At 49.7% G+C, this 22,656-nt stretch carries 17 protein-coding genes and 2 pseudogenes; 18 read left to right on the top strand and 1 reads right to left on the bottom strand.

The window, feature by feature from the left end; genetic code table 11:
* The first annotated feature begins 433 nt into the window (after positions 1-433).
* Entirely contained in the window at positions 434-2,320 is a 1,887-nt protein-coding gene (locus ACJJIQ_RS23775; RefSeq protein WP_444914787.1) for an MFS transporter, read from the top strand.
* 84 nt (positions 2,321-2,404) lie between these two features.
* Here the strand turns inward: ACJJIQ_RS23775 and ACJJIQ_RS23770 are convergent, their stop codons facing one another.
* Positions 2,405-4,336: a cytochrome c/FTR1 family iron permease gene (locus tag ACJJIQ_RS23770; protein WP_445363202.1), complete on the bottom strand. Its 1,932-nt coding sequence runs from the start codon at positions 4,334-4,336 to the stop codon at positions 2,405-2,407.
* 171 nt (positions 4,337-4,507) lie between these two features.
* Here ACJJIQ_RS23770 and ACJJIQ_RS23765 point away from each other — a divergent pair, with 171 nt between their 5' ends.
* The 17 genes and pseudogenes from ACJJIQ_RS23765 to ACJJIQ_RS23685 all read left to right on the top strand — a co-directional run bounded on the left by ACJJIQ_RS23765 (position 4,508) and on the right by ACJJIQ_RS23685 (position 22,640).
* Positions 4,508-4,987, top strand: a complete 480-nt coding sequence (locus ACJJIQ_RS23765) for a glutathione peroxidase (RefSeq protein WP_282934317.1) — start codon at positions 4,508-4,510, stop codon at positions 4,985-4,987.
* Entirely contained in the window at positions 4,987-5,466 is a 480-nt protein-coding gene (locus ACJJIQ_RS23760; protein WP_445363201.1) for a MarR family winged helix-turn-helix transcriptional regulator, read from the top strand. Before ACJJIQ_RS23765 ends, ACJJIQ_RS23760 begins: the two co-directional genes overlap by 1 nt.
* Before the next feature lie 382 nt (positions 5,467-5,848).
* Positions 5,849-7,384 carry a 2-isopropylmalate synthase gene (locus tag ACJJIQ_RS23755; RefSeq protein WP_445363200.1) on the top strand — a complete coding sequence of 512 codons (1,536 nt, stop codon included), beginning with the start codon at positions 5,849-5,851 and terminating at the stop codon, positions 7,382-7,384.
* Positions 7,385-8,173: a uracil-DNA glycosylase family protein gene (locus tag ACJJIQ_RS23750; RefSeq protein ID WP_445363199.1), complete on the top strand. Its 789-nt coding sequence runs from the start codon at positions 7,385-7,387 to the stop codon at positions 8,171-8,173. It abuts the gene before it with no gap.
* Entirely contained in the window at positions 8,170-8,646 is a 477-nt protein-coding gene (gene rimI / locus ACJJIQ_RS23745) for a ribosomal protein S18-alanine N-acetyltransferase (RefSeq protein ID WP_444934855.1), read from the top strand. The genes ACJJIQ_RS23750 and rimI overlap by 4 nt, the downstream gene beginning before the upstream one ends.
* 123 nt (positions 8,647-8,769) lie before the next feature.
* Positions 8,770-10,152 carry an MATE family efflux transporter gene (locus ACJJIQ_RS23740; RefSeq protein ID WP_445363198.1) on the top strand — a complete coding sequence of 461 codons (1,383 nt, stop codon included), beginning with the start codon at positions 8,770-8,772 and terminating at the stop codon, positions 10,150-10,152.
* 200 nt (positions 10,153-10,352) lie between these two features.
* Complete coding sequence (locus tag ACJJIQ_RS23735; protein WP_445363197.1) at positions 10,353-11,663, top strand: YHYH protein; 1,311 nt, start codon at positions 10,353-10,355, stop codon at positions 11,661-11,663.
* Between the two features lie 433 nt (positions 11,664-12,096).
* A complete protein-coding gene (locus tag ACJJIQ_RS23730) occupies positions 12,097-13,461 on the top strand; it encodes a YHYH protein (protein ID WP_445363196.1) in 1,365 nt (454 codons plus the stop codon).
* Positions 13,462-13,491: 30 nt separating this feature from the next.
* A complete protein-coding gene (locus ACJJIQ_RS23725; RefSeq protein WP_445363195.1) occupies positions 13,492-15,039 on the top strand; it encodes a YHYH protein in 1,548 nt (515 codons plus the stop codon).
* Positions 15,040-15,069: 30 nt separating this feature from the next.
* A complete protein-coding gene (locus ACJJIQ_RS23720; RefSeq protein ID WP_444895231.1) occupies positions 15,070-15,612 on the top strand; it encodes a hypothetical protein in 543 nt (180 codons plus the stop codon).
* A gap of 282 nt (positions 15,613-15,894) precedes the next feature.
* Positions 15,895-16,428 (top strand): annotated as a pseudogene (locus ACJJIQ_RS23715) (IS1595 family transposase); the annotation flags it as partial.
* A 95-nt stretch (positions 16,429-16,523) separates the two neighbouring features.
* On the top strand, positions 16,524-17,651 hold the full coding sequence (locus tag ACJJIQ_RS23710) for an ISAs1 family transposase (protein WP_445362101.1): 1,128 nt from the start codon (positions 16,524-16,526) through the stop codon (positions 17,649-17,651).
* Between the two features lie 27 nt (positions 17,652-17,678).
* Positions 17,679-18,089: pseudogene (locus ACJJIQ_RS23705) on the top strand (IS1595 family transposase); the annotation flags it as partial.
* A gap of 88 nt (positions 18,090-18,177) precedes the next feature.
* On the top strand, positions 18,178-19,476 hold the full coding sequence (locus ACJJIQ_RS23700) for a YHYH protein (protein WP_445363194.1): 1,299 nt from the start codon (positions 18,178-18,180) through the stop codon (positions 19,474-19,476).
* A gap of 245 nt (positions 19,477-19,721) precedes the next feature.
* Entirely contained in the window at positions 19,722-20,243 is a 522-nt protein-coding gene (locus tag ACJJIQ_RS23695; protein ID WP_444918956.1) for a hypothetical protein, read from the top strand.
* Positions 20,244-20,510: 267 nt separating this feature from the next.
* On the top strand, positions 20,511-21,959 hold the full coding sequence (locus ACJJIQ_RS23690; protein ID WP_444918955.1) for an ATP-binding protein: 1,449 nt from the start codon (positions 20,511-20,513) through the stop codon (positions 21,957-21,959).
* 6 nt (positions 21,960-21,965) lie between these two features.
* Positions 21,966-22,640 carry a response regulator gene (locus ACJJIQ_RS23685; RefSeq protein WP_444895235.1) on the top strand — a complete coding sequence of 225 codons (675 nt, stop codon included), beginning with the start codon at positions 21,966-21,968 and terminating at the stop codon, positions 22,638-22,640.
* Positions 22,641-22,656 lie beyond the last annotated feature (16 nt).

The raw sequence follows: 22,656 nt of genomic DNA, 5'->3' as shown, positions 1-22,656 counted from the left end.
CAGAGCGGTTCACAATCAAGGCGCGGCTTCGCAGGAATGTCTAGACCTTTCCGCGGAGTGTGAATCGCTCTGCGAACCCCGAAGGGCGGGCCTTGAAGGCTACAGCTGCTGCGTTGCAGCTCTTGCCAAGGGCTACGGCCATTCGCGGCGAGCTGCGCCTAACATCTGCAGCCTTCAAGGCCCGCAGAGGCATTACGGAGTTATTCAGAGGCTCCTTAGATATATATTTACGTAATTTATAACCAAACACAAACAGACATCTCCGATAAACCAGCACCATCTGCTAGGATTGAATATAGAACTCATTAATTTGTTTGCATTCATTAAAAAACAGAAGCTTTTGTTGCAGTCTCGGTGCGCCATTTGAAAACGGTACCCTGTATAAAAAACACTCTTTCAGAATGATCATCCATCATATAAGTGGCAACTGTTCATGACTCAGAACAGTCAATTTAAACTGCTTACCAAACGTCGCTTTCTCCCGCTGTTTATCACTCACGTATTTGAAATGCTGGATGATAAATTCTATAAAAATGCCCTCATCGTTTTATTGGTCTATCAACTAGCCGCTACAGAAGCAAACACTCTAGTCAATATCGCTTCAAGCCTATACATATTTCCTTTTTTTTTGCTCTCCGCATCTGCGGGCCAAATAGCAGATAAATATGATAAAGGCTCCATAATACGTATCCTAAAGGTCTGTGAAATTATTTTCGCCATTATCGGTGTCACTGCGCTATTTACCAAAAACTATACTTTGGGGTTAGCGGCCATTCTTCTATATGGTATTCACGCCACATTCTATAGCGCAACAAAATACGCCTTACTTCCCCAGCATTTACATCGTGACGAGCTACTCAGTGGCAATGCTTTAGTCCAAATGGGTTCCTTTAGCGGGACACTAATAGGAACTATTATTGGAATCCTCCTGATTGGAATGACTGGCCCAGGCCAATATGGCCTATATTATATAGCGCTCGCATTAATTGGTTTTGCCTTTCTAGGATTACTAGCAAGCTTTGCTATTCCTCCTGCGCCACCACCAACACCAGGCCTGAAGGTTAATTGGAATCCAATATCTCACACTCTAAAAGTTTTGCATCTAACCACACAAACACCTGCCGTTTTTTACTCCATATTAGCCGTCGCTTGGTTTTGGATGCTAACCACCGCCTACCTGGCCCAGGTCCCTAGCTTTACTAAAAATATCCTCAAGGGTGATGAGCAAGTTATTACCCTATTACTTTGCAGCCTGACGGTTGGTACAGCAGCGGGTTCCCTGCTATGCAGCAGCTTATCTAAGGGGCGTATTGAACTAGGCATTGTTCCTATAGGTGCCATCGGAGTAACAGCCTCAGGCTTAGCTCTTGGATATCTTGCAGCTAATTTTGATGCCACTGCCAATGCTACAGTCCATCAGTTTATTCTCAATACCAATTCCTACCCTATTTTGATCGCTATCGCATTATTCGGAATTTTTGGGGGCATTTTTTCAGTCCCTCTATACGCCGTAATCCAAGACCGAGCCACGGAAACCATCCGAGGGCAGGTAATTTCAATTAGCAACGTTGTCAACGCATTCTTTATGGCAGTTGCCGCCCTCTTCGACATTTTCATTCTCGACTTTATTCATATCGGAATTCCTGAATTTTTCGTAATAGTCGCACTAATGAATATTGTTATTGTGACAATCATTTTTTCACGAGAACCCGAACTTGCAACGCGAATGTTGCTATGGGTTCCCACCCATACCCTTTGCCACATCAGTTTGGATGGCCTGGATAAAATTCCCACTAAAGGGCCGGCATTAATCATCAGTAATCATGTTAGCTATTTAGATCCTCTACTGCTCGCCGATGCCGTACAGCGCCCCATTCGCTTCATCACTCATCAGTCGATCTACCAAATGCCAATGCTCCACTTTCTATTTCGCACTAATGCAGCCATTCCCATTCCACTTAAAGGTGATGATCCAAAAAGTCGAGAAACTGCCCTACAGGCCATAGAGGACGGGCTGAAAAAAGGAGAAATAATGTGTATCTTCCCCGAAGGCAAAATCACACTCGACGGCAACCTTCAACCCTTTTTAAAAGACGTCGAGGAAATTCTTGAGCGAACTACAGTTCCGGTCATTCCAATAGCTCTTCAAGGACTTTGGGGAAGTATTTTCAGCCCACAGGACACGAGGCTTCCCAAAAAACAAAAGCGTCGATTTTTCCCCAAGGTCAATATCATCGCAGGAGAACCGATCGACGGCAGCAATGCAAAAAGAGAAAACTTGAGAAGAAAGATTGCAGAACTCAGAGGCGACCAATTGTAAGAGCACAACAGCCCAAACAATAATGTGATGGGAGCCAGAAGAAGAAATAGGGTACCCACAGAGTTGCGGGTACCCGAAGGCCATTTAGGCCGCTTTAGCGGAACTAGAATCTGAGCGGCTGCCTTTCAGTAGCAACCACAGAGCGACAACCAGTATTGCCCCCTGAATACCAATACCTTGCCAACTCGGGTAAATACCCAACCAGTCGAAGCTGAGATTTACCGGCAGCGGGGAAATCGCAATCCACGCCGCTTCTTGCAGTGCCGCGACTGCCTTGCCCGCAAGAACAAATGACAACGCCAACAGTAAATAGGTCGTCATGGAGAAGAACTTGCCTATAGGCAAGCGAGCAGAGAAGCGCACAAATGCAACGCCCAACACAACCAGCAATATCGCACCGGCAGCGAGGCCACCCCATAGGGCGCTGTACTGACTGGAAGCTGTTTGCACCAATAGGGCCTGGTAGAACAGGATGGTTTCAAAAATTTCGCGGTACACAGCAACAAATGCGAGACCGGCAATGCCCCACAGGGCGCCAGCGCTAAGGCTGCGGTTGATGCTGTTCTGGATATATTGCTGCCACTGATCCGCCTGGGTCTTACTGTGCATCCAGAAACCCACATAGAAGAGCACAACTGCGGCCAGAAGCGCTGCGACCCCCTCCATAACTTCCCGGCTGGCGCCACTGATGGAAACCAAACTCTGTGCGGCAACCCAAGTAACAACACCTGCGACCGTGGCGCTGATCCAACCGAAGTGAACAAATTTCAACGCATCGCGACGACCGGTTTTTACCAGAATCGTTGTCAGTGCAATCACTACCAGTAGCGCCTCGAGACCTTCGCGCAGAAGAATCACCAAGCTGGCAATAAATAGTGCACCCGCAGAGAGAGTTGTCTCCTGCATTAAAGATTCGGCGCGCCCGAGTTGCTCAAGAATTACCTGTACCTGAGCCGTGACTTGCTCGGGGTTACTATCGGCATTCAGCTGACTGCGCAGCCCGAGCAGCTCCCGTTCAGTGGCTTTACGCAGATCGGCGTCGAGGGAATCCAGAGAGCTCTCCGCCATCTCAAAACCGTCCAGGTATGCACTAATAGCCAGGGTGCGAGCGTGATCGTAGTTACCTTCCTGGTAGGCCACCAAGGACTTTTCCAGTTGCGCACGGGCTATCTCAATCGGCTGGCTACCGAGGCTCTCCTCACCAGCAAAGAAGGGTGTGGGGTCGGCACGCAGGGAAGCAACTGCCGCGCCGGACAGTTCCGGGCGATCACTCTGCAGCACATTGGGGCTGTACATCACAATATCCTGCAAGCTCGGCTCAACGCCTTCGCCCTCCCCCACTTCACCTTGGAAAGCCAGGCCGCCAACATAAAATGCCAGGGACCAGCGCTGCTGCTCATTCAAGTTTTTGAAGGCGGTCATTGCAGTGCCATCGATACCGTTACTGATAGCATCGTAAAGGCCCAGCAGGGAGCGATTTTCAGCGCGCTCCAACTCGTAGAAGTTTGTCGGCGCCGGCTCCAACTGTGCCGCTAAGGGGCCATCCCCTTTACCCTCGATACCATGGCAAGTAACACACTGCGCCAGGTAGATAGCGCGACTCTCATCCACATTCAGCAATGCAGTGGGCAAAGATAGCGCGGGGGCGATAGACAGTAGCCCCTGACGCAACTTGGCGGTATGTGCTTGCACTTCCTGCACACTGGCCTTGCGAAGAATCGCCGCTTGCAGCGCATCCGCCTCAGTGCGGATCATCGCCGCTTCGGGCGACTCTTGCAGTTGTGCGCCGCGATCGATCAGTACCGAGGCGAACTCCTGCATCTCTGCAAACTCATCGTCACTAATGATCTCCCCATCTGCCACCGCTTCCGGATAATCCACACCGATGTACTCTGCCATCTGCATCAGCTGTCGCAATTCCTGCTCTGATAGACCTGAGGCCTGGGCTTGGACGGGTAGAACCGTAATGGCCAGTAGCGCCACTAGCAGGCGGGCCAAGTGTAAGGTGAGGCGCATGGAGAATCCTTTACTGTTATTGCAAAAGGGTTTTATCAATCTGGCGCATAATATAATTGGTAATCATTCTCACAATAAAGCCTGCAAAAGGGCTACTCCCAAATAAAGCGGTTGCAAAAAAGATTGTGCACAACTAAATTTAGCAAAATACAAACCGTCGAGGCTCTCTCAATGACCGATCTCTACTCAATTCCCGTGCAAACCGCTGATGGGCAAAAGACCACTCTGGCCGATTACAAAGACAAGGTGGTGCTAGTTGTCAACACGGCCAGTAAGTGTGGCTTCACCAAGCAATACGCGGGCCTGGAGGATTTATATAAAAAATACAAAGACCGTGGATTTACCGTCCTGGGCTTTCCCTGCAATCAATTTGGCAAGCAGGAACCCGGTAGCGATGAGGAAATTCAGGAGTTTTGTGAACTGAACTTTGGAGTCAGCTTCCCCGTCTACGCCAAGCTGGACGTCAATGGCGATGAAGCTCACCCGCTGTTTGTGGAGCTCAAGAAACGTGCGCCGGGCCTATTGGGAACCGAGGGCATTAAGTGGAATTTCACTAAGTTCTTGATCGGTAAGAATGGCGAGAATGTTAAACGCTACGCGCCAAAGGATGCACCGGCATCCCTGGAGACAGAAATCGAGCGTATGCTCTGATGGTTGTCTGTGATGACGATTCCGGCGAGCTGGCACTGAACCGCCAGCTATGTTTTGCCCTCTACGCCGCATCCCGAGCCATGACCCGCGCCTACCAGCCGATGCTAAAGGAATTGGGGATCACCTATCCGCAATATCTGGTTTTAATGGTTCTGTGGGAGTGGGCCAACACCGAGGCGCCATCGGAAGAAGAGCAGAGCGTCAGTGCACTGGGGCAGAGGCTGATGCTGGATTCCGGCACCTTGACCCCGCTGCTTAAGCGGATGGAGCAAAACGGCCTGGTCAAGCGCCGCCGCAGCAATCAGGATGAACGGATAACCCTGATCACTGTGACAGAGGAAGGCCTTGCCCTTAAACCAAGAGCCAGAGAGTGGGTGACAGCACAGCTGGACAACAGCCGTATCAGCCGCAGCGAGGTAGAGCAACTACACGGAGACTTGTGGCAGTTTCTGCATAAATTGACCGATACCACCCTTTAATAGCGGACCCCATTGAAACCCTCAGTGGGGCAGCCCTTCAAAAACAGGATATAAACACTAAAAAATAGCCAGCGACGAAAATAATATAACAAAATAAGAAAATAATACGCCAACATTAGGATATACATTGACCTCTCGGTTGATTCCGCTTCATAATGCCCTGAATCCGACCTAATGCGGAAACTGTTGTATATGAAGACTCCATTTATCACTCAGCGCCAGTCTTTTCTTGCCCTAGCTTTCTCGCTACGACTGCCCCTGCGCGGCATATAATTTTTCTCCCCCCCACCCCCAACAGAATTCCAAACTTTATTTGAGCGATGCATAGACAGCGGCAAGGCCCCCTGTTTAGCCTCAAAGCAAATAAGGAGAACAAACGAAAATGAGCACTAAAAAAGATAAGTTAGTCATTTTTGATACCACTCTGCGCGATGGTGAGCAGAGTCCTGGCGCCTCTATGACGAGAGAGGAAAAAATACGCATCGCCCGCATGCTCGAGAGAATGCGTGTCGATGTCATTGAGGCTGGATTCGCGATTGCCAGTCCCGGAGACTTCGAGTCGGTCAAGGCCGTCGCTGAAGCCGTTACCGAATCACGGGTTTGCAGCCTGGCCCGAGCGGTCAATGCCGATATCGTGCACGCTGGCGAAGCCCTGAAGAATGCCAACGCCTCGCGTATCCACACATTTATTGCCACTTCTCCAATCCATATGAAATACAAGCTGCAAATGGAGCCGGAAGCGGTGTTGCAGCAGGCAGTGAAAGCGGTTCAAACAGCGCGCAACTTTACCGACGATGTGGAATTCTCCCTCGAGGATGGCAGCCGCTCCGAGCCGGAATTTATGTATCGCATCATCGAAGCGGTTATCGCGGCAGGGGCCAGCACTATCAATATTCCCGACACCGTTGGTTACGGGGAACCGGAAGAGTATGGGACTATGTTCCGCCGTGTTATCGAAAACGTTCCCAACTCCGACAAAGCCATCTTTTCGACCCACTGTCACAACGACCTGGGCCTCGCCGTTGCCAACTCCCTGTCGGCCGTGATGAACGGTGTGCGCCAAGTGGAATGCACCATCAATGGCTTGGGAGAGCGCGCCGGTAATGCTTCCCTGGAGGAAATCGTTATGGCGGTACAAACCCGCCAGGATCTCTACCCGGTAGAAACAGGGCTGGATACCAGCCATATCGTGCCCACTTCGAGAATGGTGTCGTCGATTACCGGATTCCCAGTGCAACCCAACAAGGCCATTGTCGGCGCCAACGCCTTTGCCCATGAGTCTGGTATTCACCAGGACGGTGTTCTGAAGCACCGCGAGACCTACGAAATCATGCGCGCAGAAGATGTCGGCTGGGGTCAAAACCGTCTGGTTCTCGGTAAACACTCCGGCCGGGCTGCCGTCCGCGCCCGTTACGAAGAGCTGGGGGTAGATTTCGCCGATACCGAAGAATTCCAGCAGGTATTTGCCCGCTTTAAAGACCTCGCCGATAAGAAGCATGAGATCTTTGACGAAGATTTGCACTCTCTGGTGAGCGGAGGCGAGTCACCGGTAGAGCGATTCCAACTGAGTGACCTGGATGTGCGCACCAAAATCGGCTCAGCCCCCCAGGCCTTTGTCAGCCTCACCATTGACGGAGAGCCCCGACAGACTGAAGCCAGCGGAGGCGGCCCCGTAGATGCCACCTTCAAAGCTATTGAACAGCTGGTAAACAGCGGCGCCGACTTAAAACTTTATTCTGTAAATGCGGTCACTCAGGGAACAGACTCCCAAGGGTCCGTTACAGTGCGCCTGGAAAAAGACGGCCGCCTGGTCAACGGCGTTGGCGCAGATACAGATATCCTGATTGCCTCAGCACAAGCCTACATGGATGCGTTAAACTTGCTCGCCAGCAGTGAGAGTAAGAAACAGGGCGTATAAGTGAACGAGCTTCAGCGAGCGGAATATTTATCAGTACTTGGGGTTCCAAGCTATGTGCCCCGATTCGTATTGCCGCTCGCACCCGATCCTCGCCAAGCCGAACTGCCTCCCGCCGAAGAAGCTGCTGGGACTCAGCAGCCTCCGGTTGCAAGTGGAATAGCTCAAAACCCACTGCCCCACTCAGCAGATCAGATAATCACCCAGCCGGTGCAAAGTCCGGAGCGCAACGCCCGTGTGCTAGATGAAATAAGCGCTCTCACCGACCAGGCAAAACGCCCACATGAGACGGTGGCAGTGACGCCGGCTCCTGTTGCCCCCCCCCAGCAAAGTGTTAAACCTTTTGTTTTGAACTGCTGGCGTATTGGGGAGGAACTCCTGGCCGTGGACAGCCACGAGCCCGGTGCAGCGCTTCCCCTGGAAGCCCTGTTCAACAATATTCTCCGCGCCTTGCACTGGCACCAGCTCCCCCGGCAACAGGAGCGCCTGCAATGGCCTTTAACAGAAAATCGCTTTGGTCCTGCCGAAGACGCCTCACAGGCTCGCGATACATTCTCCAGCTGGTTGGAGGCCTCTTATTCCCGTATGCCGGTTAAATCCATCTGGCTGATGGGCAGTGAAGCTCAAGACTTTTGCACTCCGATCCCATTGGAAAGCCAGGTTGTCGAATGGCAGAAGGCCCGCTTAATTAGTATGCCCAGCCTCTCGCAACTACTGCGAGCCCCCGAACTAAAACGCCCCCTGTGGAACCTGTTGCGCACTAGTTACCCGACTGAAACCCGCGCAGAATGACCTATTTAAATTACACTGAGCTACAGTTGCGCTCCGCCGATGCCGACGACTGTGCATCTCTGGCCCAGCTGGCAAAAAGTGCCCACAGTCATCCGTGGAGTGAAGCCCAATACCAGCAGAGTCTCAGCGCCGGCCACTACTGCTGGGTCCTGATCCAAGGCGATGACATTATCGCCTGTTGCGTGATCAGTAGCCTATTTGACCAGGCAGAAATCCTGGACATTGCCGTATCGCCAGCGCGACGCCGACAGGGCCTCGCTGAGGCACTGCTGAACAGCGTGAAAACGGAATTACCCTGCGAAGTTGAGCGAATTTTGCTCGAGGTGCGGGTATCCAATCTCGCTGCGCGCTCCCTCTATCGCAAACTGGGTTTCTCTGAAGACGGGATACGCAAAAATTATTACCCCGCGCAAAACGGCATGCGCGAGGACGCCGTACTCATGAGTCTCGCTCTGAATGACACTCAGTCGTAGAATGAGCCTCTCATTCGGAATTCCCGCCTTACCGACAAGGCCTTGAACGGCAGGCAGCCACTCCTGCTCTGTAACACTATTCCCGACTTCCCAACCCCCTCGTTGGATTGACAAGAGTTATACATGTCTCTATCAAAAAGCAGCCCATCACTGCTGGAAGGTTCAGTTTCCAGTCACTTACAGAGACTGGCACTACCCATGGTCTGGGGAATTCTCGCCGCCATGTCCTTTAATATCGCCGATACCTATTTTGTCTCCCAGCTGGGCGATGGCCCCCTGGCGGCGATGAGTTTCACCTTCCCGGTAGTGATGGCCATAAACAGCTTTGCTATCGGTCTCGGCGCAGGTACTTCTTCGGCAGTAGCCCGGGTTTACGGCGCTGGAGATATAAAGAACGTTCGCCGCCTGGTAACTGACGCATCTGTACTGGCACTGCTGATTGCTATTGTGATTACTGCAGTCGGCCTGGCCACCATGCGCCCTCTATTTGAGCTGCTGGGCGCCGGCCCCGATATGCTTCCGCTTATTGCCGATTACATGACCCCCTGGTATCTGGGAACCATCTTTGTCATTGTTCCGACTGTCGCGCTCGCTGCTCTTCGCGCCATTGGTAACAGCGCGGTAACCGGCCGTATCATGGTGGCGGTAGCCCTACTGAACCTGATTCTCGACCCCATTTTGATTTTTGGGCTTTTCGGCTTTCCCCGGCTTGAGCTCCAGGGAGCAGCTATCGCTACGATTATCGTGCGCGCCCTGAGCTTTATTGCTGCACTTTACTTCATCATCAAAAAAGAACACCTAATGACAGCCCCACAATGGCGGCTGAGCGGCCTACTCGAATCCTGGCGCAAAGTGTTGGCTGTCGGGCTTCCCGCTGTGCTCACCAATGTCATTATTCCCGTCTCGGGGGGCGTTGTCGTTGCACTCGTTGCCGTGCACGGCGAAGACGCCGTCGCAGGCCTGGGAGTCGCACTCAGAGTAGAACCCCTGGCACTCATTGTGTTTTACGCACTTTCCTCTGTGGTCGGCCCCTTTATGGGACAGAATGCCGGGGCGGAAAAGACCGACCGCCTGCGGGAAACCGTGAGCGTACTGGCAAGGTTCTGCCTGGTATTTGGAGCGGGACTGGCGGTGCTTCTCTACTTTGTTGCAAAACCTATCGTAAGTCTGTTCAGTGATTCCACTGAGGTTCTCGCTGTCGCTGTTGCCTACCTGACCCTGGTGCCTCTCAGCTATGCCGGGTACGGCTTTGTGATGTCTGCCAATGCCGCATTCAATGGACTCGGGAAACCGCTGCCAGCAACTGTCATTTCTTTCCTGCGGGTACTGGGTCTCTACCTACCCCTGGCCTGGATTGGGAACAGCCTGTGGGGCATGACCGGCCTGTTTGTCGCTACAGCAGCATCCAACCTGATTCTCGGCTTTATTTCCTGGTGGTGGCTGCGCCGCGATACGCACCAGCGCACAGCAGAGACAACAACCAGCCCCGAGCTGTCAACCAACTGATCGATCTGTGGGCCGAATCACTCCTGATTGGGCCCATATCTATCCCCCCCTAAAAACACAACACAAGGAAATCAGTGCCTTAACGGGCAGCGTACACATTACTTGCCATTTTTGCCGATAACTTCAAATTCCTCCAAACCCCGGCAGACAGCAGCATAGCCCGCCTTCTTCTCTTACTGCGAAACATGGATGGTGATTCGATGAGGCTTCAGGAGATTTCCCCCCTTCAAACCCGCACCCTATTAATCAGCGCACTGACAATACTTCTGGTCTGTGCACCTTTAACAGGGTGCGACAATGACGATTCAGATCCACCCCCATCAGATGACGATACTGGCGATGACAGCAGCCCCTGGGTGCTAAATACCGACGATGAACGGGCGCCTTACATCTACGAAAGCAATAGTAATGAGCAGGTCCTGGTCAATGTACAAAGCATCGAAACCGTCACTGTCGACGGCAGGGAATACACTCAAGTCACTGCATCCGGCATCCCGGATTATGAAATTGAAATCACCACCGCTATCTACGACGAGCTAATCAATCGCCCCAAGGCGAGCACCGACTTTGTCTACGGCAGCCCCACGGTACAAATTGGCGATATCGTGAGTTTTGGTCAGGATATCGGCTTTAGCAGCAATCCACATACCTGCTACGCCGAAGCGGGTTTTGGATTCTGGCCGCCGGGCCCTGTCTGCCCAGAAAATGTTTCCCACAACAGCTATTTTCCAACTGAGCCAGAGGTCTCAGAAGAAGCTTGTGAAAGTGGACTCGGACCACAGGGCTATTGGGTCAACGGCACCTCTATCTACCAGTGGAGCGATGGACAGTCCGTGAATGGTACCTGGCATACTCTGGCACCGGTCGCTGAGATGTACGATGTCGATATCTGTGGTGGACACGCTGCTCGGGGAGACTATCACCACCACTTCTACAGCGATTGCCTGGCCGACTTGGTTGGAGACACTGGAGATAGCCACTCCCCCGTCTACGGGTTTACCGCTGATGGCTATCCCATTTATGGCCCTTGGGAGGCCGATGGTGTACTTGTAGTAAGTAGCTGGGTCACTAGAGACTATGACGATGCCGACTCTACCAGCGGCTGCGGGATTGCCGGTGAGCGCAGTTGTTTACTGGTAGATGAATACGATTTATCACAGGGCACAAATACACTTGCCCAATCCGGCCCCAGTACCAGCGATACTTTTACGTCCCTATCAGGCAACCTTTTTCAAACCACCAGCGGTTTTTTTTACGAAGACTATTACTGGGACTCCAATTTGACCGACCAGGAGGGCACTTATCTGGATCAATACAATGGGCACAGTGACAGCGAGCGGGGTTATCACTACCACCTAACGGTAGAACTGAATGATGAAGGGCAGCTCACCCCTTCATTCCCCTACACCTTTGGGCCCCGTTTTTACGGAAAACTCGATGACCAGACAATTGTGAATGTTTGCTCCGATGTAGTCGGCGGAGGTTTTCCCCCTGGACCACCGCCCATGTAGCTAGGCCAGCAGAAAACAGCTTACCTATAAATCATTGATAAAGCCCCACGCCAGCCTGGAACCGGTTAAAGCTTTCAGACTGGCGACTCTCCCAAATACAGTCTCAGAATCCAGGCCTCTGCTTTCAGTAGCTGGCTTCACTAGATACAGCCAGCCAACTACTAGACCTTTAAGTCAAAAAAAATATCGAAAGAATAATATTTTATTTAAATTAAATACAAAGAAAGTCATTAACGAGATAAGTAATTTTCCAGCAAATAACTTTTTAACTGTTGATACAGAAAGAAAAGCCATCCTTTTGAACTTACGCACAAACTAAGCAGAAATAGAGAGCCAATTTAACCCTTTGCAAATTAGGTTAATATTTATCCACATTTTCTCCACTTTTATCCGCTAATTTCTGGACTAACCCCCATCTAGTTCACGGTGTGCTATGAAATTAACGGAAATTTTTGACACGGACCGAAAGTCCATTTTGCCTTATGTAATATCTCTGGTATTACTTTCCGGCGTACTCCAAGCATGCGGTGGAGGCGGCAGCTCTTCATCTGATTCAGATTCGTCATCTGAAGATACTAGCGACAGCGGCTCAGATTCCGGAGACGATAATGACGATGACGATTCTTCAGATGATAGTGACAGCTCAGACTCGAGCACCGATAGCGGGGTTTGGATTCTAAATACTGATGATGAGCGCGCACCCTATATCTATGAAAGTAACAGCAATGAACAAGTACTAGTAAATGTTCAGAGCGTTGAATCTGAAACTGTCAACGGTAAAGAATACACTGTTGTATCAGCAACCGGCATTCCAAATTACACTATCGAAATTACACAAACTGTTCTCGATGCACTCCTGGAACGTCCAAAAGCATCCTCTGACTTTTTAACCGGCAGCCCCTATGTCAGCGTTGGCGATATTGTCAGTTTTGGGCAGGACATTGGATATAAAAGTAATTCGTCCTGTGGTACAGAAGCTGGTTATGGATTTTGGCCACCGGGGCCTGTCTGTCCTGAAAATGTTTCACATGTTGGCTATTTTCCCGTTGAACCTGAACCTGCAACTGACAGTTGTGAAACTGGTTTAGGGGTACAGGGCTACTGGGTAAATGGAACCTCTATTTATCAATGGAGCGACGGGATGAGTGTTGATAATACATGGCATACACTCGCCCCCCTAGCTGAAGTCTACGACGTTGATATTTGCGGTGGTCACGCAGCAAACGGTGATTATCACCACCATTTTTACAGTGAATGCCTCGCAGAGATGGTCGGCGATATTGGTGACGACCACTCTCCAATTTATGGCTACACCGCCGACGGCTATGCAATTTATGGCCCTTGGGAAAGTGAGGGTGAATTAGCGGAAAGTAGTTGGGCTGTTCGAGATTACGATGATGCCTCATCCGAAAGTGGCTGTGGTGTCGCCGGCGAGCGCAGCTGCTTATTAATCGATGAATATGATATTTCCCAAGGCGTGGAAACTACTTCTAATACTGGCCCAACTACAAGTGATTCATATACCTCCGCCTCCGGAAATGAATTTGAAACAGCTGCTGGTTTTTTCTACGAAGATTATTATTGGGACGAAGAACTTACAGCTCAAGGTGGAGTCTATTTAGATCAGTACAATGGCCATTCGGATGATGAGCGAGGATACCATTATCATCTTACCGTCACTGTCGATAGCGATGGACAATTAATCCCCGCCTTTCCCTTCACTTTTGGACCGCGCTTTTACGGAAAATTGGATGACCAAACTGTTGTCAGCCGATGCTCAACAACCGTGGGGCGGTAACCAATAAAGATAAATTGAGGTAACCTTCTCGTGAAAATTAACGGGTACTTTCTTGCCGGCTCATTAGCCTGGCTAACTGCAGCCAGTGTTGTGGCTCAACCTAATCCCAACTCTGGGCATAACAACGACCAACGTTCGGTTAGGGAAGTACCTGTTCGCAATAGCAATGGAAGAAACTGGCAAAACAACAATTCGATAAATTCAGAAAGCACTAGAAATAACACTGCAGATTCCTCCACGGACTCAAGCAGCAATACAGTTGAAGAGGAAAGTCCAACAGATACTACGGTAGATAATCCAACAGAAACAACTACCGACGAAACAAGCAATACATCGAATAATAACGAGGACACTTCTTCGGACGTTAACGAAGACAATTCCGACTCCTCAGATAATTCGACCATTTCAGGTAACGAGGAAAGCTCGGTAACAGAGAGCTCCGGTACTACCTGGATTATCAATTCAACTAACGAACGCGCCCCCTATATTTACGAAAGTAACAGTAATCAGCAGGTTCTGGTTAATGTGCAAAGTGTTGAATCTGTAACCGTTGCCGGAAAGGAATATACCCGCGTATCTGCTACCGGTATCCCGGACTACCAGATTGAAATAACCCAGGAAATACTAGACGCACTCATCAGCCGTCCAAAAGCCTCTACAGACTTCGTCAATGGCTACCCCTTGGTACAAACTGATGAGGTTGTTAGCTTCGGCCAGGACATCGGCTATCGCAGTAATTCCAGCTGCGGTTCAGAAGCCGGTTATGGCTTCTGGCCCCCAGGTCCCGTGTGCCCCGAAAACGTCGACCATATAGGCTATATTCCTGCTGAGCCTGAGGCATCCACTGACAACTGTGAAACTGGGCTTGGTGTACAGGGTTACTGGGTAAATGGAACCTCAATTTACCAGTGGAGTGACGGACAGTCAGTAAATAACACTTGGCATACCCTGGCTCCCATGGCAGAAGTCTATGACGTAGATATCTGTGGCGGCCATGCAGCTAACGGCGACTACCACCATCACTTTTACAGTAATTGCCTGGCTGAAATTGCCGGGGACACCGCCGATGGCCACTCCCCTATCTACGGTTATACCGCCGATGGCTACGCAATTTACGGTCCATGGGAAAGCACAGGTGTGCTAGCTAAAAGCAGCTGGGCAATACGGGATTACGACGATCCCCGTTCAGACACCGGCTGTGGCGTTGCCGGGCAACGCAGCTGTCTGCTAGTCGATGAATATGATATTGATCGCGGCGTATCCAATACAAATAACACCGGCCCCACTACCAGCGGTAGCTACACCTCTCAATCCGGAAACGAATTTGAAACTCCGGCAGGTTTTTTCTACGAGGATTATTACTGGGATCAAAGCCTGACAGCGCGAGGTGGCGAATACTTGGATCAATTCAATGGACACACTGACAGTGAAAGAGGTTATCACTACCACCTGACAGTTACGCAGGATAACAATGGCCAACTAATTCCAGCTTTCCCATTTACCTTCGGCCCGCGCTTTGCCGGCAAGCTGGATGACCAAACTATCGTCAATCGCTGCTCAACCACCGTTGGCCGCTAACTCATATTCAAGCTTGGGAGTAAGAGTTAAATGAAAATGCACAGGTTCTTTATCGCTGGGTCTTTGGCCTGGATTGTTTCAGCCTCTATGACCGCGTATGCGGCACAGCCAAATCCTCACGCGGGCCACAATGGCGATCAGCATCCGGTGATAGAGATACCTCTGCATGTTGCCGCTCCCAGAATCGAACTGGACATGAGCCGCGACGATATGTCCGGCTATAACCTGCATATTGATTACGATCGGTTTGAGCTGGAATCCCCTCGCTTTGCCAATGACGATTCTGAGCAGTTTCTGGAGGGGCACGCCCACCTTTACATCAATGGGGAAAAAATCCAACGTCTTTATGGCTCGGATTTACATATTCCCGGAAAATTACTAAAACCCGGTTTTAACCAAGTCACCGTGACTCTCAATGCACACGACCACAGCACTTGGAGCCGCGGTGGAAAGCGAATACTGGCAACCTTATTTGTTCACCTCGATAAGAAAGAGCTGGTATTACACCGCTTTTCAACATCACCTATCGGGGGCAACAAACAAATAGCCAAAGTCAGCCGACCTGATAATTAGATTAAGACCTGGAATTTTTCAAAGAGAGAATTGGAGCTAATACCCCAAAAAATATTTAATTAATAGCCGGCCCACTAATTAAAGGATACTTAGGCTATTTACAATAAAGCAATAAGATATTTTTGCCTGACTCACGGAGTATCGCTTTTGAACGCAGTGCACAAATCTGAAAAAAATTAAGACGATAAAGAGGATATAAAATTTCCTAATTACCACTCTTGCTAAGTTATGCGTAACTGTATATAAATACAGCTATCTCGTTGATCTGCAAGGGAATACGCCATGGCTCGCAACAAGGTACAGTTTCAGAAGGGTATTAGTTTGACCCAATTCCTCAAAATGTACGGCAGCGAGGAACAGTGCTTCGATGCACTGTCGCAGTGGCGTTGGCCCAATGGCTTTAGTTGTCCTCACTGCGGGCATGACAAGCATTGCGACCTCGCTTATCGCAAGCTTAAGCAATGTAACCATTGTCGGCGTCAGACATCGATTACCTCTCGTACAATTTTTGACTCCACGAAGCTCCCCCTCACCACCTGGTTTCTCGGTATTTTCCTGATTACTCAGGATAAGAAGGGCATTTCCTCTATGGAGCTATCTCGACATCTAGGTATCTCTTACAACGCAGCATGGCGTATGAAGCAGAAACTCATGCAAGTGATGATGGAGCGAGACCAACGATACAAACTGTCCGGTTTTATTGAACTAGATGATGCCTATCTCGGTGGTGAGCGTACTGGATGCAAGCCCGGGCGCGGAGCCAAGGGTAAAACTCCCTTTGTGGCGGCCGTTGAAACAACCAAGGAGGGACGCCCAACCCCAGGGCTGTCCCATATAAATCGGTGTAAAAACGAACAAAATAGACCTAGAATAGCTATCTTTTTTGATAAATAGAGTGTTTTTCAGACAAAATGGATAGCGTTAGCCTTTTACATCACTTTGACGACATGGAAGATCCTCGAGTTGATCGGCACAAGCTGCACGCCCTGCCCGATATTTTACTTATCATGTTTTGCGGTGTTATTTGTGGTGCTGAAAGCTGTAGAGATTTTGTCGATTTCGCAGAATCTAAGATAGATTACCTAAAACGATTCACCCCGCTAAATAGCGGAATACCCTCAAAAAACACTTTTAGCCGTGTTATTTCAAGCTTAGACCCCGAACAATTTAAGCGCTGCTTTCTGCAGTGGGTCCAAGGTATTCAGCAAGAACTCGGTAACGTGATTGCGATCGATGGCAAGACGCTAAGGCGCAGCTTCGATCAGGCCAGTAAACGATCTCCTATACATATGGTGAGTGCTTTTGCGTCCGAGGCGCGACTTGTCCTTGCTCAGCAAAAGGTAGAAGAAAAGTCGAATGAGATTACGGCCATACCGAAGTTACTGGAGATTCTTGATCTTAATGGTGCGATTATTACGCTTGACGCCATGGGCTGCCAGAAAACGATCACTCAGAAAATTATCGAACGAGGCGGCGATTATGTGATTGCTGTGAAGGGCAACCAGGACAAACTGCACCAGCAAATTACCACGCATTTTAATAATTTGTTCGATATGCAGCACCACAAGCATGTCGATACTGATTGTGTGGAAGAGGTGAGCCGAGGCCGAATAGAATCCAGAAAATGTCTCTCTACTAACAGTATTGATTGGCTCGAAGGTAAAGAGCAATGGCACGGTCTAAGAAGTGTTATCGCAGTCCAGGCGAAACGAACTGTAGATGGGCGAACTAGTTGCGAAACGCGCTACTATATCAGTAGTTTAGAGCCGTGCTCAGCAGAACTCAATCATATTATTCGCTCTCACTGGGGTGTTGAAAACTCGTTACACTGGATTTTAGATGTGGTTTTTCGTGAGGATGATAGTCGCTTCAGATCAGGAAATGCACCAGAAAACATGGCGATCTTGAGGCATTCGGCACTCAATCAGTTGCAAGCGGCAAAGCCCAGCTTTAAAAAAGACATGAGCATTAAAAGGCTTCGGAAAAAGGCTGGCTGGGATAATGAAACCTTGGACAAGATAATTACAGCCACCATTTAGACTGATTTATATGGGACAGCCCTGCGCCCAACCCGTATTAAGCTCTCAATTATCAAGGGCTTCAAAAGCAGTGAAATTTCAACCTGGAGTAAAAAGTACCTTTGCAGTGGCAGCACAGTCATCTCAGATGGTCTTCCATGCTTCAATGCCATTAAGGAGGCCGGTTGTGTACATGACAAAATTGTTTGTGGTGGTGGCCGAGCTTCTGTTGAAGAGCCTGAGTTCTATTGGGTAAATACAGTACTTGGTAATTTAAAGAGTGCGCTACGTAGCACTTACCATGCTATTAGGCCGAAATATGCACAGCGCTATTTGGCAGAATTTCAATATCGCTTTAATCGGAGGTTTGATTTGTCGGCACTCATTCCAAGATTGATTTACGTCTCTCTTCGGACACCACCGATGCCAGAAAGGTTGCTAAAAATTGGCTTAGCATAAGTGGTAATTAGGTAAAATTTAGCTAGCAGGCCATTCACTTTTGTGCGCTAGGTTCGGGGAGCAACTCCTCCATATGCCACGGTGTGATATGAAAATAATTAAAATTTTTGACCGGAATGGCCAGCCTACACTCTCTTATACACTAGCGTTGATAATATCTCTCGGAGTTCTTCAGGGATGCGATAGTGGCTCTTCCTCAGAAGAGGATGGCGATGATTCTTCTGAGACCTCCTCTGAAGAGTCAGATTCCAGCACTGATACTGGTGTCTGGATTATGAATACTGATGACGAACGCGCGCCTTACATTTATGAAAGTAACAGCAATGAGCAGGTTCTGGTCAACGTCCAGAGCGTAGCATCAGAAACCGTAGATGGCCGGGAATACACCGTTGTCTCAGCAACCGGTGTTCCCGACTACGAGATTGAAATTACTCAAAGTATTCTAGACGGACTACTTGAACGTCCATTAGCCTCCTCTGATTTCCAAACCGGCAGCCCCACTGTCAGCGTTGGAGATATTGTCAGCTTTGGGCAAGATATTGGCTATACGGGTATTGGCACCTGTGATGTAGATGCCGGCTATGGATTTTGGCCACCAGGGCTCGTTTGCCCAGAGAATGTCTCTCATGTCGGATATATCCCTGTCGAACCCGAGCCCGCAACGGAGGAATGCGCAACGGGGCTCGGCGTACAGGGCTACTGGGTAAATGGCGTCTCTATTTATGATTGGGGTGATGGTCAATCAGTGGATGGCACCTGGCAAACCCTGGCACCGGTTGCTGAGGTCTACGATGTGGATATCTGTGGTGGACACGCCGCAAACGGAGATTACCACCATCACTTTTATAGCGATTGCCTAGCCGATCTTGTTGGCGATATAGGTGACGACCACTCCCCTATCTACGGCTATACCGCCGATGGCTACGCAATCTATGGCCCCTGGCAGAGTGAAGGAGAGCTCGCAGAAAGCAGCTGGGCTGTACGAGATTATGACGACCCCAGCTCCGAGAGCGGTTGCGGCGTAGCAGGCGAGAGAAGCTGTCTCTTGGTGGATGAATACGACCTCTCCCTAGGAGTCGAAACAACATCGAATACCGGCCCCACGACAAGTGGCTCTTATACCTCCCTGTCAGGCAATGAGTTCACTACGGCGGCGGGCTTTTTCTACGAGGACTATTACTGGGACGAAGACCTGACTAATGAAGGCGGAGTATATTTGGACCAGCATAACGGTCACTCAGATGACGAAAGGGGATACCATTACCACCTGACTGTCACTGTCGATGATGATGGTGAGCTTGTCCCCGCCTTCCCATATACTTTTGGCCCCCGCTTTTACGGCAAGCTAGATGATCAAACTATTGTCAATGAGTGCTCAACACAGTAGTTCAGCGGTGCACTAACATTGAAGGCCAAGCCACTTTCCTAATACGCCGGAAATCTCCCTGGAGTCGCAGTAAGTGTAAGCTTTGCGATCCCTTGTTTTTGCGGGAACCGACACTCCAGGTAAAGGAAGTAACTGGAGCAATAGCACCCGATAGACTAAAAGCACTGGTAACCAGAAGTATTCACAACAACAGCAGTTTGAATGAAGTATGTTGCCCCATCGCCAAACCTGGGAGTGAGACAATAATGAAAATTCTTCGAGCCGTTCTAATCGGGTCTTTTATCTGGGGAATGACCAACCTTGCTACAGCACAGCCAGACTCTCACACAGGCCATAACGGCGACCAACACCCAGTAGTCGAGATCCCTTTACACAATGCTGCACCGCGCATCGAACTGGACATTAGTCGCGATAAAATGTCCGGATATAACCTACATATAGACTACGACCGGTTCGAATTAGAATCCCCTCGCCACGCCAATGATGCCTCAAAGCAATATCTGGAAGGTCATGCCCATCTCTATATCAACGGTAAGAAAATACAGCGAATCTATGGTCCAGACTTACACCTTCCCGACAAGCTGTTTAAATCGGGCTTCAACCAAATTACTGTCACTCTCAACGCCCATGACCACAGTACCTGGAGCCGGGGAGGGAAGAGAATTCTTGCAACTCTATTTATCCGGCTCGATAAGCCCGATCTGATATTGCATCGTTTTTCTACATCTCCAATAAAGCCGGGAGTAAGCACAGGCAAATCGGGATAACAATAGAAGTAACTACCAGTAGGGACTCAATCTCTCCTATCGACTCAGGGCATGGAGGCCCCAAGAACAGCTTTGGATAACCAAGCTAAGCTTGTTGGCACTTAGCTTGGGCTCTTATCGTGAGACTCTCGGAGTGTTAAAAGATTGCCCTGATATTTACAGTAAGTGTAGGCTTGATCTTCTGAGCCGCGTTTCCTCAGTGGAAACAGAGTAAAATGCACCTGAGCTCACTGTGAACACAGGCTACTGAAATCCAAGCTACCGGCTATGTCGTTAAATATTCGCTATAAACTAAGCCTCGCTTTCTTATTGACTACAGCAATTACTGTTGGCGGAATGTTCGTATTCTTTCAGTGGAGCTTTAAGCATGGTTTTATGACCTATATCCAGTCTCAGGAGCTTCGCGAGGTCGGCGATTTAGTAGATGAGTTACAAGAAATCTACGCCAGCGAAGGGAGCTGGCAATCTATCGACGGCAATAGCAGGCGCTGGCAAAGACTCCACAGACGCGTGATGTCCAGTCACTTTGAGGATATGCCACCCCCACATCGTCCACCTCCGGGTACGAGGGGCCCCCGCCGCCCGCCTGAGCCCCCACCTGAACACGCAGTGGGCAAGTCGCTTAATGCCCGCCTGGTCCTGTTGAACAAAGAGAAAAGACCTCTGATAGGTCGTTATTCAGGATCTGAGAACATGGTAATGCAGCCTCTGGTTGTGGACGGAGAAACCGTTGGTTACCTGGCTATCAATCCACTACCGGTGTTAGATGATGATTTGGCCGTAGGGTTTGTTAAAGAGCAATCGCGGACTTTCGCTCTTATCTCTGTTGCCACCTTCATTCTGGCACTGGCCATTGCCATCCCCCTTGCCTGGCAGCTGGTAAGGCCCATCCGTAAGCTGACCGAAGCAACATCCCATCTTACATCCGGCAACTTTAAAACCCGTATTGATATAGAGCAACGAGATGAGCTGGGCCAATTAAGTGCTGACTTTAATCGGCTCGCCGCAACGCTGGAAGCAAACGAACATGCTCGAAACCGATGGATGGCAGATATTTCGCATGAGCTGCGCACACCTCTCGCAGTATTAAAAGGGCAGATTGAAGCCATTCAAGACGGTATCAGATCAGCCACACCAGAGAACCTGCGCATACTGCACAGCAAAATTCAACAATTGAGCCGCCTGATAGATGATCTCTATGAGTTGTCTCTCTCCGACGCGGGGGCACTAAGTTACTGCAAGTCCGACATCTCCCTGGAGAATATCCTACGAAGTGTTATCGAAGACTTTGAAATTCCATTCGACCAGAAAGGTATTCGCTTAAGCAGTGACCTCCAACTATCAGAAGATAAGTTAGTCTACGCAGATGAAGCACGCCTCAATCAGTTATTTAGCAACCTGTTAACCAACAGCCTGCGCTACACCGATAGTGGGGGACAACTCAAAGTAACTGCGCGCTGTGAAGCCCGAACAGCCATTATCACTTTCGCCGACTCCGCCCCCGGTGTTGCCAGTGCTGATATACCACACCTGTTCGAGCGCCTGTATAGAGCAGATAGTTCACGCAGCCGGGAAACCGGCGGTGCGGGTTTGGGGCTATCAATTTGCCAAAATATTGTTACAGCACACGAGGGTAGCATTTCTGCAACTCCGTCCACTATGGGCGGTCTTGAAATAAGTATTTTTTTACCCCTAAGCCAAAGGATTAAATGGTAGGAAGTTATGAGCGCCAAAATATTAATAGTCGAAGATGAAACCGAACTTGCGCACCTACTACTGGATTATCTTCATGCCGCCGACTATCAAGCCGAGATCATTTCTGATGGTAATCAGGTTGTCCCCAAAGTGGAAACTATGAAACCGGATTTGATCCTTCTCGACCTGATGCTACCTGGGCGGCATGGGATGGAGATTTGCGAAGAGATTCGCCAAAAAGGCAACGACGTTCCAATTATTATAATGACTGCGCAAATTGAGGAACCCGATCGTTTGCGCGGCCTGGAATCCGGTGCCGACGACTATGTTTGTAAACCCTACAGCCCCAGGGAACTCGTCGCACGGGTGAAAGCGGTGTTGCGCCGTCGACCACAAAAGGGCGAAGTCGGAAATGGTGGCATCGAACTAGATAGAAATACCGGGCAACTGCGAATCGGAGGTAAAGACGCCAACCTTACTGCGCTGGAGTTCCACCTATTTGACCTACTTTACAGTGAGCCCGGTCGAATTTTTTCCCGTGAACAAATCATGGACCGCATCTATTCCGATTACCGCGTAATCAGCGACCGTACTATTGATAGCCACATCAAAAAAGTGCGCAAGAAAATATCAGTGCTTATGCCTGAAAAAGAGTTAATTCACTCTGTGTACGGTGCTGGCTATAAGTTTGAGATAAATTAATCATACTTGGGGGCAC

The organism is Microbulbifer maximicatervae (SeqCode), assembly GCF_052468295.1.
Note: the sequence above shows the minus strand (reverse complement) of the source record. Positions and strands in the feature narration are given on the sequence as shown.